Genomic DNA, 13,954 nt, shown 5'->3' with positions numbered 1-13,954 from the left:
CCCCGGTATCGCTCACCGTCACCGCGCCCGTGGCCCTCGCAGCTAAAGACCTGACCTGCGACAACTGCAACAGCACCCTGGATCTGGCCGTCGTCGGCTCGCAGGGCCTGACCGTGTTCTTCGGGGACGGTCACGGCGGCTTCCCCAACCGTGTTGACCTGACGGCACACACTGGCCCAAGCGCTCTCGCCGTCGGCGACTTCAACGGTGATGGCAAGCCCGACATAATCGTCGCCAACGCCGGAAGCAACGACGTCTCCATCTTCCTCGGCAACGGCCAAGGTGGTTTCTCCTCACCGTGCGAGGTGCCGGTGCAAATCAGCCCAGCGCTCGTACTTGCCGGCGATCTGAACCATGACGGTCTCCAAGACTTCGCCGTCGCCAGCCAACAAGACAACGTTTTGGTAGCCTTCCTGCAAAACGCAGGCACTCCCACGCCGGCCACCGGCGTCAGCTGTCCCAGCTTCACCAGCGTGAAAGTGGCCAACCTCGCGGACCAACCGCAGGCGATGACCCTTGGCAATTTCGAATCGGGCAACGTTATCCCCGATTTTGCTGTCGCCCTGTCTTCTGGAGCAAGTAAGCCCGGCAGCGTACAGGTCGTGCTCGGAAGCTTGGCCCCAAGCGGCGGGATCACGTATCGGAGCCTCAGCTCAACACTGGCACTGCCAGGCACCAGGTTGCCTCAGCCCGCCGCCATCGGTGTCGCTGACGTGTACGGTGATGGCAGAACGGGTATCATCGTAGCGGACAAGGCCAATGGCGCTGTCGATATTCTTCTCAGCACAGGGAGCGCCACCTTCAAACCCCTCATCCCGTTTGATGTCGGTGCGGATCCGATCGCCTTGGCCGTGGCTAACATCGACGGCGACCCTGTGGCTGACGTCGTCACTGGGAACACGGACGGCAGCATAAGCGTACTGCTCACCAGCCGCCCGCCAGCTACTCCAACTCCGCTCCCAACGGATACGCCAACTGTGACGGCAACGCCGACGGAGACCGCCATTTCAACGGACACTCCGACACCGACGCCGACGGCAACGCCGACACCGACGCAGACCGGGACGCGCCTCCCTACGTCTACTCGATCCCCCAGCCCTGTTCCGACCGGGACCCTGAAGCCGGGCACCATTGCGCTGAATGGTAGCTGCGCCCTGGATCCATCGACGCGGGCGGACGATTGGACCTGGCTCACACTCTCGCTCATAGTGACGGGCGGACTAGCGTGGCGGCGAATCGCCCGTGATTTCACGAGATGAAATGACCACTCACCAGCCAGATCACCGTCTACGTCATGCCCTGCTTCCGATCGCGATGGTCGCCTGCGTCCTTGCCGGCGGCAATGCGCCGGCGCAAACGCTGCCCGGTTTTGTGAGCTGCGACGTGCCGCTGCCATCGGGATCGGCTGGGATCGCGCAGCCCGTGGCCGTCGCATCCGGCGATTTCAACCACGATGGTGTGCCTGACCTTGCTGTCGTCGACGCGGTAAACAAGAGCGTCCTGATCCTGCTGTCGAACCCATCGACGCGCAGCCTTTTCCGTGACGGGAACTGTGCCGGTGCGATGACACCAACGGCGATCCCGATCAATGACGCACCGGTAGCGATCGCGGCCGGAAAACTGCAGGAAAAATTTGCTGACGTCGATGACCTCGCTGTAGTCGGCCCAGCGGGCATCTCCATCTTGAGCAACAACGGAAGCGGTCAGTTCACGGCGAGTTCGCCGATCAGCGCCGGTAGTGACCCGCGCGCCGTGGCCATCGCCGACGTGGACGGCGACGGTCACCTCGACATCGTTGTCGGCAGCAGCGGCTTGGACCACAGCGTAACCGTGGTGTATGGACGGTCCGGTGGCGGCTTCGACACGACAAACACGGCGGTCAGAGAACCCGCCGGGCTGTCCGTCGCCTTCATGTCGGTGGCCGACGTGAATCGGGACGGGGCGTTGGACATCATCGCCGGTAGCGACATCGAACGCACGGTATCCATTCTGCTTCAAAACGGGAAGCGGACCTTCGAGTCGCCGCTCGCGGTGCCGGTAGGCACGGTGCCCGCCGCGATCGGCACGGGCGATTTCAACCTCGACAATTGGCTGGACTTGGCGGTCGTCGGCAGCGGAGCGAACGCGGATCTCCAGATATTTTTGAACGACGGTGCATCAGGCGGTGGAACCTCCTTCACCCCAGCGGGAACCCCGGTGACTGCCGGCTTGGATAGCCCTTCCGCGCTCGCCGTCGATGACTTTAACCACGATGGAAAACTTGACATTGCGGTGGCCAATGCCAGCTCCAACACGGTTGCCTTCTTCCTAGGCGACGGCCACGGAAACCTCGTCCCCGCGCCGCAGGCGTGCGGCTTGCCTACCTCCCCTCTCGACACCTGCGTCGTCGGCGTAGCGCCGGTGGCGGTTACGCTCGCAAACCTCGATGGTGGGCCCAATGACGTGATCACCGCCAACGAGGGCGACGGCACACTTTCGGTCTTGCTCAGCAGCCGTCCAGAGGCAACGCCGACGCCGACGGCAACCGCGACCTTCACCGCGACCGCCACGCCTACGGAAACGGCCACCCCAACGCCCACCCCAACGTCTACCCCAACTCCCACCGCAACGGGGACGCCGACGCCGACCAAGACGCCGCTGCCGGCCTCCACTTTCACGATCACACCGACCCCGACGGCGCAATGCCTCGGTAGCGTCTGCATTCAGGGACAGAGTTGTGCTGTCGAAGGCATAAAGTCGCCCCCGAGTCATGGGTGGTGGTTGCTGCCCCCGGTAATTCTCTGGATCCTCCGGCGCCGCCCGCAGTGAGGGCGCGGCGATGGTTGGTATCACCGCCTACAACGCCTACGTGCCGCGGTTGCGTTTGGACCGCAACCTGATCGCGCGAGCATGGGGGACACCACAGGCTGCCGGGGAAATCGCTGTCGCCAATTACGACGAGGACGCGTTGACCATGGCCACCGAGGTCGGCCTCGCCTGCGCGCCCGACAGTGAAGCGGCGGCGGTCGACGCCCTGTACTTCGCCAGCACCAGCGCGCCGTATCGCGAGAAGCAGGTCGCCAGTGTAGTGGCCACGGCCTGCGATCTCCCGCGGCGCGCGCAGACGGCCGATTTCACCGGTTCCGTGCGCGCCGGGATGAGCGCATTGCTCGCCGGCGTGCACGCGGTGCGAGCGGGGGCGCGAAACGACGTGCTGATCGCCGCCGCCGACGCGCGGCTGGCGGCCCCGGAATCAGAGATCGAGGGGCTTCTGGGCCATGCGGCAGCGGGGTTGCGCATCGGGAGCACAGCGGTGCTGGCGGAGGTCATTGATGCGGCCTCTGTATCGGAGGAGTTCACTCACCTGTGGCGCACCGACGACCAGAAGTTCGTGCAGGCGTTTCCCGGAAAGTTTTCAAACACCTATGGTTACGCCCGAAATCTAGGCGAGGCCATACGCGCCCTGCTGGCCGCACAAAAGTTGAAGCCCGAGTCGATCGCCAGATTGGCGGTGTACTCCCCCGACGCGCGCGCCGGGATTGATTTGGCAAAAGACCTCGGCTTCGATCCGCGGCGGCAACTCGTCTCGCCGGCGGTGAGCACCATTGGCAGCGCCGGTGTGGCCGATCCCCTGCTCGCCCTGGCGGCGGCATTGGACGAGGCGACGGCGGGTGATTGGATCGTGGTGGGCGCATACGGAGAAGGAGCGGATGCGCTGTTGCTGCGGGTCACCGACGAACTCCCGCGCCGGCGTGCGCTGTACTCCTGGAAACGGGCCGTCGAAAACAAGCTGCCGCTGGCGTCCTATGAGAAGTACCTGAAGTTCCGCCGGGTACTGGACCTCGACGAGCCGGGGGACGCCGTCACCAACGTGCTGGAGTTCAAGGAACTGAAGCAAGACATCCGTCTGTACGGCAGCCGGTGCGATGCCTGCGACACGGTGCAGTTTCCGATTACCCGCGTGTGCATCAAATGCAAGCAAAGCGGGCACGTGTCGGATCACAAGTTGCGCAAGCAGGGGACGATCTTCACTTTCACGGTCGATCACCTCGTTGCCAACCTGGAGCACCCGCTGCCTATGGCCGTGGTCGACCTGGATGGGGGTGGACGCGTCTATCTGCAGGTCACCGACTTTACGGAAAAAGAAGTCGGCATCGGGTTGCCGGTGATGCTCACGTTCCGTCGGCTGCAGGACGGTGGCGGTAATCACAACTACTTCTGGAAAGCGCGCCCCGTACGCTGAGGGAGTCCGATGAAAGATCAGGTGGCGGTCATCGGCGTTGGCTGTACCAAGTTCGGCGACCGGTTTGAAACGAGCTACGAGGAACTCATATGCGAGGCGGCTTTCGACGCCTACGCCGACGCCGGAATCACCTCGGAGGACATCCAAGCAGCCTATCTGGGCACCTACCTCCCCGGTCCGTCAGGAGGTAAAGCCGCAGTCTCCCTGGGCGATGCCTTGCGATTGTACGATCGGCCGATTACGCGCGTCGAGAATTACTGCGCCACCGGCACCGACGCCTTTCGCAACGGTTGTCTCGCCATCGCTTCGGGAGCCTACGACATCGTGTTGGTGTTGGGCGCGGAGAAGTTGAAGGACCGGGGCGGCCGGGGCTTGCCCCGTCTGGGTCACCCACTGCTGGCGAAGGGCAACTCTGCACCTGGTCTGTTTGCGCTGGCGGCAAACCGCTACATGCATACCTTCAAGATCGGTCGCGAAATGCTGGCCAAGGTGGCAGTGAAGAACCACTATAACGGCGCACGCAATCCCAAAGCGCACCTGCGTATGGAGGTCACCGAGGAAAAGGTGCTCAACGCCCCGATCATCGCCTGGCCATTTGGCTTGTTCGACTGCTGTCCCACCACGGACGGGGCGGCTGCGGCGATCATCTGCCGGGCCGACCTCGCCAAGCGCTTTCGCAGCGACTACGTGCTGGTCAAAGGCTTCGGCCTGGCGGTGACCTCCGGCCGGCCGTACTTCGATCCGACGTTTGACTACCTCGGCTTCCGCTCTACTCAGATGGCAGCCCAGCAAGCGTATAAGATGGCGGGAATTTCGCCGAAAGACGTCAGTTTCGCCGAGGTGCACGATTGCTTCACATGGACCGAGATCACCAACACTGAAGACCTCGGCTTTTGCCCGAAAGGGCAGGGCGGAGCACTGGCGGCCGAGGGACGGACCTCGTTGTCGGGTGACATTCCGATCAATCCCAGCGGAGGATTGAAATCATTTGGCCACCCGATCGGGGCGAGCGGGGTCCGGATGATTTACGAGTGCGTCAAACAGTTGCAGGGACAAGGTGGTGAACGGCAAGTGAAGAACCCGCAGCTGGGCCTGGCACACAACGTTGGCGGACCAGGCGCGGTTTCCTGCGTCATCATCCTCGGCCATAACTGACAAGCCACGTATCACGGATCGCTTATCGCCTGGACATAGGATGTCCACGATACAGATCGAGCCTGTCTTCTTTTCACACGCACCTTCAGTAGCATTTCGATACTTGGCGCGGCCGGAAATATCCGAGCCGCTCACCATCGCCGCAGTCTGCCTCCACTTTACAAGGCGGCGCCATCGTCCGCGAGCGGCACGCTTTCTGCTCTAGCAGGTGAGACCCAAAAGGGGCTCATAGAAAAGGAGCGTCGCATGGAAGCGGCAGCACATAGCAGCGGACGGTGGTCGAAAGAATACGAGGCGACGAGCTTCGATGGGTCGTTGCCTCGGCTGATTGAGCCGGAGATTCTCTTACCGTCGCAGTTCTACGACCGTTTCCGTGGGCGGAGCATTCTCGAGGGCGAGCGGCGCCTCATGCTGGCGGTCCTCGAAGATGGCATCATGTGTTATCAGAAGTACGCCAACGCAACGCCGCCACGGGCTCGGCGCCTGTTTCAGGAAGCCGAGAAGTGGCTGCTCGACGAAAGCGACTCGGGGCCGTTTTCGTTCGAGTCCATCTGCGCCTTCTTCAGTTTGACTCCGAGCTATTTCCGCCAGCGCCTGAAGAGTTGGCGGCAGGAGGTGCTTTCGCAGCCTCCCGAGAACGTTGTCAAGGTGGCCAGAGTCCGATTGCGCGCAGCCCGGAGGCACAAGATCCTTGCCTTTGCACCTCGCCGCCGGCACAAAGCAGTAGCGGCGTGAGCGTCGTACGAACCTTCAGAAGGTCCGCACGAACAGCGCTAGAAACTTCGCCAACCACGGGCCCAGCGAGAATAGGGTGTACACGGCGGCGAGTAACGTCAGTGCCGGCGTCACCAGGCGGTGATGGGCTCGATTGCGGTTGAGTAAGAAGAGCAAGCCACAAGCCTTGGCTTTGAACAGTAGCAGCGCCGGACCGACACCAAACGAAGCGAAGGCGCTCGCCAAGATGGGGTTGGCCTCTTTGCAGCCGATCTGCAGCCCCTGATACGTGGCCACGGCATCAAACAGCTGCAGCGCGATGTTCAGCACGAAGAGGTCATAGACCCGCCGGTGTTCCGGTGGCATACGGTCAATCTCGCAGGGCGGCGAAAATTAGACAAGTACAAAAAGCCGCGGCGGTGTAATACCTTACCAAGGACCGCTACTTTTCCTGAATCGAGCGGATATAGTCGGTGATGAGCATCAGCTTTCCTTCGATCGCAACGCGGCTCTCCAGCGATCCGCTGCCCGGATCCTTCAGAAGCTCGCCCCACACCGGCATATCCGCTTCGCCGTGAGCGTGCACGGCCTTGGTGCCGTCGATGACTTGCATGATCGGGACAAACGGGAATTCGCCCCCGGATTTCTTGGCGATCTGCGTCAGATCAGTCGGCTTGGGTCGCATGACACTTGAGACCGATCCATCTCCTTTGCCCCCTGGCCCGTGGCAGGCGCTACAGTACTTCATGTACAAGCCTCGCGCGGGCCTGTCCGCCGGCGTTGCAGTCGCAGTTCCCGGCAGTCCGACACCCCATCCAATGAACAAGCCGAGGCCCACCGCCAGCGCCACTGTCGATCGGTTTTCGCGGTCCATTGTCGCCTCCTTTGCCGCCCACTAAAGTCGTCTATGTGTTTATCCTCACCGGGCCGTAGGAGCAACAGCGCCGTCATGCTTTCGAGGCGCATTCCTCCGGGCGATAGCGTTTGGTCTTTAGGTCCGCACGACGAAATCGGGAAAATCCGGCCGCATGTATCCGACCGCCATGCGCTCGGTGTTGTGCGCATACCCCAGGCGACCCAGTGGATCGACTACGATGATTCCCGCAACGCTTGATAGGCGGTGTCCCAGGTCGCGAATGCCGCGACGCGCCACACCCTCCGGATCGCTCCCGCCGCGCAACGCCTCGACCACCGACCTGGCCAGAGCCGCACGGATGATCGCTTCCCCGTGGCCGGTCGCCGACGCCGCCCCGAGCGCATCATCAGCGTAAGTCCCCGCACCGATGATGGCGGAATCACCAACCCGTCCCGGCAGCTTGTACAACATCCCACCGGTCGAGGTTGCAGCGGCGACGTGCCCGTCTCGGTCGACGGAGGCGGCGCCTACCGTCCCAGTGGACGCATCGCCGTGGTGTTGCTGCCAGCGCTGGAGCTGGCCGGGCGTGACCATGTCCTCAGGCCGGCAGGTTTTCAGGCCGTGCTGGCAAGCGAAGGCTTCCGCTTCTGATCCGGCGAGCATCACCTGGCGCCCGTCGTCCAGGATCGCGCGCGCGAGCCGTAGGGGGTTGCAGACGGTGCGCACCACCGCCACCGCGCCAGCCCGGAGCGACGCGCCCTCCATCACCGTGGCGTCCATCTCCACCGTCCCGCTGCCGGTGAGACAGGAACCGAGTCCGGCATTGAAATTCGGGTCGTCTTCCAGCACCGCAACGGCCTCGCACACGGCGTCGAGTGCGGTGCCGCCCGCTACCAGCACCTGCCAACCAGCCCGCAAGGCCGCGGTGCAGCCGGGTGCCTGCGCCGCGGTCAACTCCCGACCACCGGCGCCGGCGCCGCCATGAATGATCAACGCCGGGCGAAACATGAACCGAACCCATCAAGAGAGTGCGTCATCGCTTCATTGTTGCATTCCCTGATGCATTGCGCACCCGCGTGAACTTCAAGGCCACGCCTCAACCCTGGTTGATCTAAGCTGGTTCTCCCGGTATGCGTAAAGCACATCTTCAGCGTCAATCAGCGACAGCGCGGATCAGGGGCAGTGCGCCCGGTGATCCGTAGCAAAGGAGGTTTACGTGAAAACTCGCACGAAGGGCGTTGTCATCGCCACTGCCGTCGCCACCATGTTCCTCGCCAAGAGCACCTTAGTCCAGGCCGGAACGGGGGAAAAGGCGGAAGCCAAAACAGTTCACTGCGAAGGCATCAACAGCTGCAAAGGCCAAGGGGCTTGTGGCGGTGTCGGACACGATTGTGCCGGCAAGAACGAGTGCAAAGGTAAAGGCTGGATCGACGTGTCTGCCGACGAATGCAAGGCGAAGGGTGGCACAGTAAAGCAGTAGCGGCCACGCCACGGTAAGGGCACCATGGAGTTTCCATTTCTCGGCTTCGGCCTCGGACTTCGCCCGAAGCACTATCCGGAGATCCTCGACGCCTACCCCGCCGTGGACTGGTTCGAGATCATTTCCGAGAACTTCATGGTGCCCGGCGGCCGGCCGCTGCACGTCCTCGAGAAGATTCGCAGCCACTACCCTATAGCACTGCATGGGGTCTCGCTGTCGATCGGCTCCACCGATCCGCTGAATCCCGACTACCTCCAGCAGTTGAGCAGTCTCGCGCGTCGCTTCGAGCCCGCGTGGGTTTCGGACCATCTCTGCTGGAGCGGGGTCGGCGGCCACACCCTGCACGATCTGCTGCCGCTACCGTACACCGAGGAGGCGATCGAGCATGTCGCCCGGCGGGTGCAGCGGGTGCAAGACGCCTTGGGTCGCCGCATCTTGCTGGAAAATGTCTCTACCTATCTGCAGTACCGGCACTCGACCATGCCGGAGTGGGAGTTCCTCGGTGGCGTGGCCGAGCGTGCCGACTGCGGCATCCTCCTCGACATCAACAACATCTTTGTCAGTGCCTTCAACCACGGCTTTTCGGCGCTGGACTATGTCGACAACGTTCCCGCGGGACGCGTGCATCAATTCCACCTGGCGGGTCACAGCGACAAGGGACCGTTCCTGCACGACACGCATGACCATCCGGTTGCGAGCGCAGTGTGGGACCTCTACGCGCACGCCGTCCGGCGCTTCGGCCCGGTCTCCACGTTGGTCGAATGGGACGACCGGATTCCACCGTTCGCCGTCCTGCAGGCAGAAACGCACCACGCAAAGAAAGTGTTTGAGGCCGCACATGGCTGCACCGAACCTCGATCAGACGCAACGATTGCTGTGGAAGCTGATTACCGCGCCTGAAGGGGCGGCGGCCGGCCTGGCGCAGCTCGGTCCCGCGGACCGCCGCTGTGCCAGCGCGCTGGTGTGCGGCGATGAGCACCTCTCGGCGGTGGCGCGCCTCGACATCTACGCCAACATGTACTTCTACCGCATGCGCGACGCGCTCAAAGAAGATTTCTCCGCGGTGTGCTCGGTCGTAGGTGGCACGGCCTTTCACAACCTCATCACGGACTACCTCGTCGGGCATCCGCCATCGCACTTCTCATTGCGATACAGCGGAAAGGACTTTCCGTCTTTTCTCGGCGGGCATCCGACATCGCATCGGTGGCCCTGGCTCGCCGACCTTGCGAGTCTGGAATGGGCCATCCTCGACGCCTTCGATGCGGCTGACGCTCCGGTGTTGGAAGCCTCGACCCTTGCCAGCGTCCCGCACCAGCGCTGGCCCGACCTCCGGTTTCAGCTCACCCCGGCGTTGCGTCTATTGGACCTGGACTGGCCGGTCCACGAGGTCTGGAAACAGGCGCAAGGCGGCGACACACCGCCGCAACCGTCGCGTTGCGGTACCGCCCTGCGCGTCTGGCGGCAGAACTTCCGCGTCTACCATCGACGCATCGACACGACAGAACGCATGGCGCTGGTGACGATCAGCGAAGGCGCCTCCTTTGCCAAGGTGTGCGAGCGGATTGTCGCGTGCGACAGCGAAGCACGCGGCACTGAACGGGCCGCGGCCCTTCTGGGCCAATGGCTTGGCGACGGCCTGCTCAGCAGCTTCAGCTTTGCCGGCCTGCCGTAAGCATGACTCCCTCACCCAGCACCGGTCTCAACCTTTGCCGCAGCTCGATCCAGTCGCTCGAAGCGGCGGCGGATGAGGTCGCGCTGGGCGCCGTGCGTCAGGACGTAGAGATCGTTTGCCTTCACCGCGGCAACGACCCGCTCCGCCACCTCGCCGGCTTCGATGATGCCGCCAACCATCGCCATCTGCGGCGGTGTCAGAAACTCCTCGCCCAGGTTGCGCAGCTCCGGCGGCCGGTTCCGCGCCGCGGCGTTGATGTTCGTGTTCACCACCATCGGGCACAGCACCGACACCCCAATCCCGTACTGGCTGAGGTCGCGCTGCAAGGTTTCGCTCAGCCCGACGACCGCGTACTTACTGGTCACGTAGATTCCCATTCCTTGCATCGGGACCAGCCCCGCCATCGACCCGGTGTTGACGATGTGGCCGCCCTGGCCTTGCGCGATCATGCGCGGGACGAAGGCTTCGATACCGTGGATGACGCCCCAGAGGTTCACGCCAAGGACCCACTGCCAGTCGCGGTGTGTCATCGTGTCCATCCCACCGACGGTGACGACGCCGGCATTGTTGCACAGCACATGGACCCCGCCGAAGTGGTTGAAGGCACGATCTGCCAGCGTCTGGACATCGTCCAAGAGGGTGACATCCACCCGGACGGTGAGCACGTCGCCCCCGATGGCGGCCGCGGTCGCATCCATCGCCGCCTGCTCGATGTCGGCAAGCACGATGTGCATGCCCTCGCGAGCAAACGCCTGCGCCATGGCGGCGCCAATGCCACTACCACCACCGGTCACTACGGCAACTCGGTTCTTGAACTCCTTCATGCATCGTCTCCTTCAGACCGGAACGGTGTAAAACGTGTGCGTACGGTGCGCAACCATCCGCGTAGGCAGAGCGGCAGCTTGACGGACGTACCAGCCAGACATTACACCATGGAAACGCTGATGTCCCGCCGTCTGCAACGCGCCGACTTTGCCCGCCCAACGGCAGCCGTCGCCCGCCGGTTACTGGGCTGCACCCTGTGCCACCGCGTCAGCGACGAGGTGTGGCGCGGGCGCATCGTCGAGGTCGAGGCCTACACGGACGACCCGGCGTCGCACGCGGCGGCAGGCAAGCGCACGCCGCGCAATCGCGTCATGTTTGGTCCGGCCGGCGTGGCCTATGTCTATTTCACCTACGGCATGCACCACTGCTTCAACGTGGTCACCGAAACCGAAGGGACGCCCGGAGCCGTGCTGATCCGAGGCATCGACAACCTTGCTCTCGCGGCCGGCCCCGCACTCGTCTGCCGGGCGATGCATTTCACCCTGCGGGACAACGGTCGCGATCTCGTCACGGACCCGGGCTTGTGGATCGAGGCCGGCCGACGTAAACGCAACGAGCGTGTCATCCAGACCACACGCATCGGTATAGGCAAGGGCACCGAGTTGCTGAGTCGCTACTACCTCTTCGGCAGCCCTGGCGTGTCGAAGCGGGATCGCCGCGCCGAAGCTGAATCCTCGCTTGACCTGAAGCCGTCGCCTGACTAATCGTACTTCACACCAAACAGGAGCGATGATGACCCCACTCGAGGGAAAGGCGGCATTGATCACCGGCGGCGCCCGCGGCATTGGGCGGGGCATCGCTCTGGCCCTGGCCGACGCTGGCGCAGACATCGCCATCGCCGAGGTCAACCGTATCAACAGCGCCGCGCAACAGTACGGCGACGCCCAGGTCAGCGGCTTTACGGCCGCTCAGCGCACGGTGAAGGAAATCGAGGCCATCGGCCGAAAGGCGTGCGCCATCGAAGCCGACGTGACGCAGAAGGCCGACGCACACCGCATGGTCCAGGAGACGATGCAGCATCTCGGTCGCCTCGACCTTCTCGTGTGTAACGCCGGCGTCGTCAGCATATCCACTGTTGAAAAAATGCCCGAAGAGACGTGGGACGTCACCATGGCCGTCAACGCCAAGGGCGTGTTCCTGTCGTGTCAGGCCGCAATCCCACAGCTGAAGAAGGCCGGCAACGGCGGCATCATCAATATCGCTTCGGTCGCCGGCAAGAACGGCTCTCCAGGCATGGCGCACTATTGCGCCTCCAAGTTCGCGGTCGTGGGTTTCACCAACGCCCTAGCAAAGGAGCTGGCGCGCTTCAACATCCGCGTCAACGCCATCTGCCCCGGCATCTTACGAACGCAGATGTGGGAGTACCTCGCCGACACGCTGAAGCAGCCTGGTGAATCCAAGGAAGAGTCCTGGCAGCGCTACGTGCAAACGTTGATTCCGCTGGGGCGTCCGCAGACCCCCGCCGATATCGGTACCCTCGCCGTCTATCTGGCCACGGCCGAAAACGTCACCGGGCAAGCAATCAACGTCGACGGCGGCATGGAACTCCACTGACGGCGCCCCCTTCGGGTTAGACTTCGCCTCTCCGGTCGCATCTCCCAGGACCAGGGGCCACGGCCGACCGCCCCTTGACGCGGCACTGCGGGAACTCCATGATTAGAGCTACAGCATGGCGCAACGTAACGCAGCCCGTCCCACAGCGGAGGAAAAACATTCCGTGACAACGTCGTCTCGTTTCGCCTTTTGGCGCACAGCCGAGGCCGATCGCCCACCGAAGTCGCGCTTACGACAGAACATCGAATCGCTCCTGCTTGCCGTGCTCGTGGCGTTGCTGGTCCGCTCTTCGGTGGTGGAAGCCTTCTGGGTTCCGTCCGGATCGATGCTGCCGACCATACAGATCGGCGATCACTTATTCGTCAACAAGCTGGCCTACGGCATGCACCTGCCTTTCGTCGATCGGGAGGTGAAGCAGTGGAGCCCGTTACATCGAGGGGACGTGGTGGTGTTCACCTCGCCCATCGACCGCAAGATCGACTTGATCAAGCGGGCGATTGCAGTCGCCGGAGACACGGTGGAAGTACGGGACAAACGCCTGCTCATCAACGGAGAGGAAGTGCCCGATCCTCATGCCACCTTCACCGACCTGCGGGGGCGCGATTCGGCACCGAGGGACCGGTTCGGTCCAGTGACCGTGCCGGCCGGTAAGTTTTTCGCCATGGGCGATAACCGCGACCAGAGTTACGACAGCCGGTACTGGGGCTTCGCGGACGAGTCCGACGTGAAGGGACAAGCCACGTTCATCTACTGGTCAAGCGATAGCAAAGCCGACTGGGCACGTTGGCTGCGTTGGGACCGCTTCGGACATTTCATTCGCTGAACAATTCTCCGCACGCAGCGCGGTTTTCAGCCAATCCAAACGTTCCCCAGCCCCGAGCGACGACAGCGCTTGCGACCGGTCGCTGAAGGGACGAGGACCGTCGGGTCCCGCGTCACGCGGCGAGCAGTTTCTCGAGCACCGACACCGTCAGGTCGTCGAGACTCCCGAACACGGCCACGGCCAGAGAGAAATCGTTAGTGCGAGTGAATCTGTTGGGTACCGCAACCGGCACCGCGCCGGCGCGATGCGCGGCGAGAACGCCTCGGTAGGTATCTTCCACCACCAAGCACACGTGCGGCGACATGTTGAGGCCGGCCGCTGCCCTGACGTAGGCGTCGGGGTTGGGCTTGGCAAGCACGTAATCCTCGCGCGTGACGATACTGGCGAAGAAGCGCTCAAGGCCGAACTGCTCCACCACAAACGACACGTCGGCCCGATTGGAATTGGTTGCCAGGCCGAGGGGGAACCGTATGTGCAGGCGCGCCAGAGCCTCGATCGCCCCGGGCATGAGACTCACGTGCCGCCGCAAAATCTCGTGGTAGACGGGCTGCTTCAGGGCTCGCAGCTGTTGCGCATCCACCGCAAGCCGGTAGGTCTCCACGGCATACTCCGGGCCGAGGCCGGCCGCGATCCAGTGGCGTGCGTACTCCTCG

At 63.3% G+C, this 13,954-nt stretch carries 16 protein-coding genes; 11 read left to right on the top strand and 5 right to left on the bottom strand.

All coding sequences use genetic code 11. The annotated features are described in order from the left end of the window. The 5 genes from VF515_15405 to VF515_15385 all read left to right on the top strand — a co-directional run. A partial coding sequence (locus VF515_15405; protein HEX7409016.1) for a VCBS repeat-containing protein occupies positions 1 to 1,259 on the top strand: 1,259 nt, incomplete at its 5' end. Position 1,260: 1 nt separating this feature from the next. Then, positions 1,261 to 2,808, top strand: coding sequence for a VCBS repeat-containing protein (locus VF515_15400; protein HEX7409015.1), 1,548 nt, complete (start codon positions 1,261 to 1,263; stop codon positions 2,806 to 2,808). Positions 2,809 to 2,818: 10 nt separating this feature from the next. Beyond that, positions 2,819 to 4,222: an OB-fold domain-containing protein gene (locus VF515_15395; GenBank protein ID HEX7409014.1), complete on the top strand. Its 1,404-nt coding sequence runs from the start codon at positions 2,819 to 2,821 to the stop codon at positions 4,220 to 4,222. Between the two features lie 9 nt (positions 4,223 to 4,231). Then, positions 4,232 to 5,377: an acetyl-CoA acetyltransferase gene (locus VF515_15390; protein HEX7409013.1), complete on the top strand. Its 1,146-nt coding sequence runs from the start codon at positions 4,232 to 4,234 to the stop codon at positions 5,375 to 5,377. A 246-nt stretch (positions 5,378 to 5,623) separates the two neighbouring features. Further along, positions 5,624 to 6,112: a hypothetical protein gene (locus VF515_15385; protein ID HEX7409012.1), complete on the top strand. Its 489-nt coding sequence runs from the start codon at positions 5,624 to 5,626 to the stop codon at positions 6,110 to 6,112. 15 nt (positions 6,113 to 6,127) lie between these two features. Here the strand turns inward: VF515_15385 and VF515_15380 are convergent, their stop codons facing one another. The 3 genes from VF515_15380 to VF515_15370 form a co-directional block, all read right to left on the bottom strand. Continuing rightward, positions 6,128 to 6,457, bottom strand: a complete 330-nt coding sequence (locus VF515_15380) for a DUF5658 family protein (GenBank protein ID HEX7409011.1) — start codon at positions 6,455 to 6,457, stop codon at positions 6,128 to 6,130. A gap of 76 nt (positions 6,458 to 6,533) precedes the next feature. Then, positions 6,534 to 6,965, bottom strand: coding sequence for a c-type cytochrome (locus VF515_15375; protein ID HEX7409010.1), 432 nt, complete (start codon positions 6,963 to 6,965; stop codon positions 6,534 to 6,536). A gap of 117 nt (positions 6,966 to 7,082) precedes the next feature. Next, positions 7,083 to 7,955: an isoaspartyl peptidase/L-asparaginase family protein gene (locus tag VF515_15370; protein ID HEX7409009.1), complete on the bottom strand. Its 873-nt coding sequence runs from the start codon at positions 7,953 to 7,955 to the stop codon at positions 7,083 to 7,085. Between the two features lie 208 nt (positions 7,956 to 8,163). On the opposite strand from VF515_15370, the gene VF515_15365 reads away from it, so the two are divergent. The 3 genes from VF515_15365 to VF515_15355 are packed head-to-tail and all read left to right on the top strand — an operon-like array spanning position 8,164 to position 10,099. Next, positions 8,164 to 8,427: a hypothetical protein gene (locus VF515_15365; GenBank protein ID HEX7409008.1), complete on the top strand. Its 264-nt coding sequence runs from the start codon at positions 8,164 to 8,166 to the stop codon at positions 8,425 to 8,427. Positions 8,428 to 8,451: 24 nt separating this feature from the next. Continuing rightward, positions 8,452 to 9,327: a DUF692 domain-containing protein gene (locus tag VF515_15360; GenBank protein HEX7409007.1), complete on the top strand. Its 876-nt coding sequence runs from the start codon at positions 8,452 to 8,454 to the stop codon at positions 9,325 to 9,327. Further along, complete coding sequence (locus VF515_15355; GenBank protein HEX7409006.1) at positions 9,266 to 10,099, top strand: DNA-binding domain-containing protein; 834 nt, start codon at positions 9,266 to 9,268, stop codon at positions 10,097 to 10,099. The genes VF515_15360 and VF515_15355 overlap by 62 nt, the downstream gene beginning before the upstream one ends. A gap of 11 nt (positions 10,100 to 10,110) precedes the next feature. Here the strand turns inward: VF515_15355 and VF515_15350 are convergent, their stop codons facing one another. Continuing rightward, a complete protein-coding gene (locus tag VF515_15350) occupies positions 10,111 to 10,923 on the bottom strand; it encodes an SDR family NAD(P)-dependent oxidoreductase (GenBank protein ID HEX7409005.1) in 813 nt (270 codons plus the stop codon). Positions 10,924 to 11,043: 120 nt separating this feature from the next. On the opposite strand from VF515_15350, the gene VF515_15345 reads away from it, so the two are divergent. The 3 genes from VF515_15345 (at position 11,044) to lepB (ending at position 13,301) form a co-directional block, all read left to right on the top strand. Further along, positions 11,044 to 11,628 (top strand): DNA-3-methyladenine glycosylase, encoded by a 585-nt coding sequence (locus VF515_15345; GenBank protein HEX7409004.1) that lies wholly within the window; start codon positions 11,044 to 11,046, stop codon positions 11,626 to 11,628. Positions 11,629 to 11,653: 25 nt separating this feature from the next. Beyond that, on the top strand, positions 11,654 to 12,478 hold the full coding sequence (locus VF515_15340; protein HEX7409003.1) for an SDR family NAD(P)-dependent oxidoreductase: 825 nt from the start codon (positions 11,654 to 11,656) through the stop codon (positions 12,476 to 12,478). Between the two features lie 163 nt (positions 12,479 to 12,641). Further along, the gene (gene lepB, locus VF515_15335; GenBank protein HEX7409002.1) at positions 12,642 to 13,301 is read left to right on the top strand and encodes a signal peptidase I; all 660 of its coding nucleotides are present in this window, start codon (positions 12,642 to 12,644) and stop codon (positions 13,299 to 13,301) included. Between the two features lie 112 nt (positions 13,302 to 13,413). On the opposite strand, the gene VF515_15330 is transcribed toward lepB, so the two are convergent. Next, positions 13,414 to 13,954: HAD-IA family hydrolase (locus VF515_15330; protein HEX7409001.1), on the bottom strand; the 541-nt coding region annotated here is incomplete at its 5' end.

It is taken from the genome of Candidatus Binatia bacterium, from assembly GCA_036382395.1.
In the GTDB taxonomy this organism is placed as follows: domain Bacteria; phylum Desulfobacterota; class Binatia; order HRBIN30; family HRBIN30; genus JAGDMS01.
This window is presented reverse-complemented; position numbering and strand designations above follow the sequence as displayed.

Excerpts from the sequence above, each read along its gene's own strand:
- VF515_15400 (HEX7409015.1), top strand. The coding sequence starts at position 1,261 with ATGACCACTCACCAGCCAGATCACCGTCTACGTCATGCCCTGCTTCCG.
- VF515_15395 (HEX7409014.1), top strand. The coding sequence starts at position 2,819 with ATGGTTGGTATCACCGCCTACAACGCCTACGTGCCGCGGTTGCGTTTG.
- VF515_15390 (HEX7409013.1), top strand. The coding sequence starts at position 4,232 with ATGAAAGATCAGGTGGCGGTCATCGGCGTTGGCTGTACCAAGTTCGGC.
- VF515_15385 (HEX7409012.1), top strand. The coding sequence starts at position 5,624 with ATGGAAGCGGCAGCACATAGCAGCGGACGGTGGTCGAAAGAATACGAG.
- VF515_15380 (HEX7409011.1), bottom strand. The coding sequence starts at position 6,457 with ATGCCACCGGAACACCGGCGGGTCTATGACCTCTTCGTGCTGAACATC.
- VF515_15375 (HEX7409010.1), bottom strand. The coding sequence starts at position 6,965 with ATGGACCGCGAAAACCGATCGACAGTGGCGCTGGCGGTGGGCCTCGGC.
- VF515_15370 (HEX7409009.1), bottom strand. The coding sequence starts at position 7,955 with ATGTTTCGCCCGGCGTTGATCATTCATGGCGGCGCCGGCGCCGGTGGT.
- VF515_15360 (HEX7409007.1), top strand. The coding sequence starts at position 8,452 with ATGGAGTTTCCATTTCTCGGCTTCGGCCTCGGACTTCGCCCGAAGCAC.
- VF515_15355 (HEX7409006.1), top strand. The coding sequence starts at position 9,266 with ATGGCTGCACCGAACCTCGATCAGACGCAACGATTGCTGTGGAAGCTG.
- VF515_15350 (HEX7409005.1), bottom strand. The coding sequence starts at position 10,923 with ATGAAGGAGTTCAAGAACCGAGTTGCCGTAGTGACCGGTGGTGGTAGT.
- VF515_15345 (HEX7409004.1), top strand. The coding sequence starts at position 11,044 with ATGTCCCGCCGTCTGCAACGCGCCGACTTTGCCCGCCCAACGGCAGCC.
- VF515_15340 (HEX7409003.1), top strand. The coding sequence starts at position 11,654 with ATGATGACCCCACTCGAGGGAAAGGCGGCATTGATCACCGGCGGCGCC.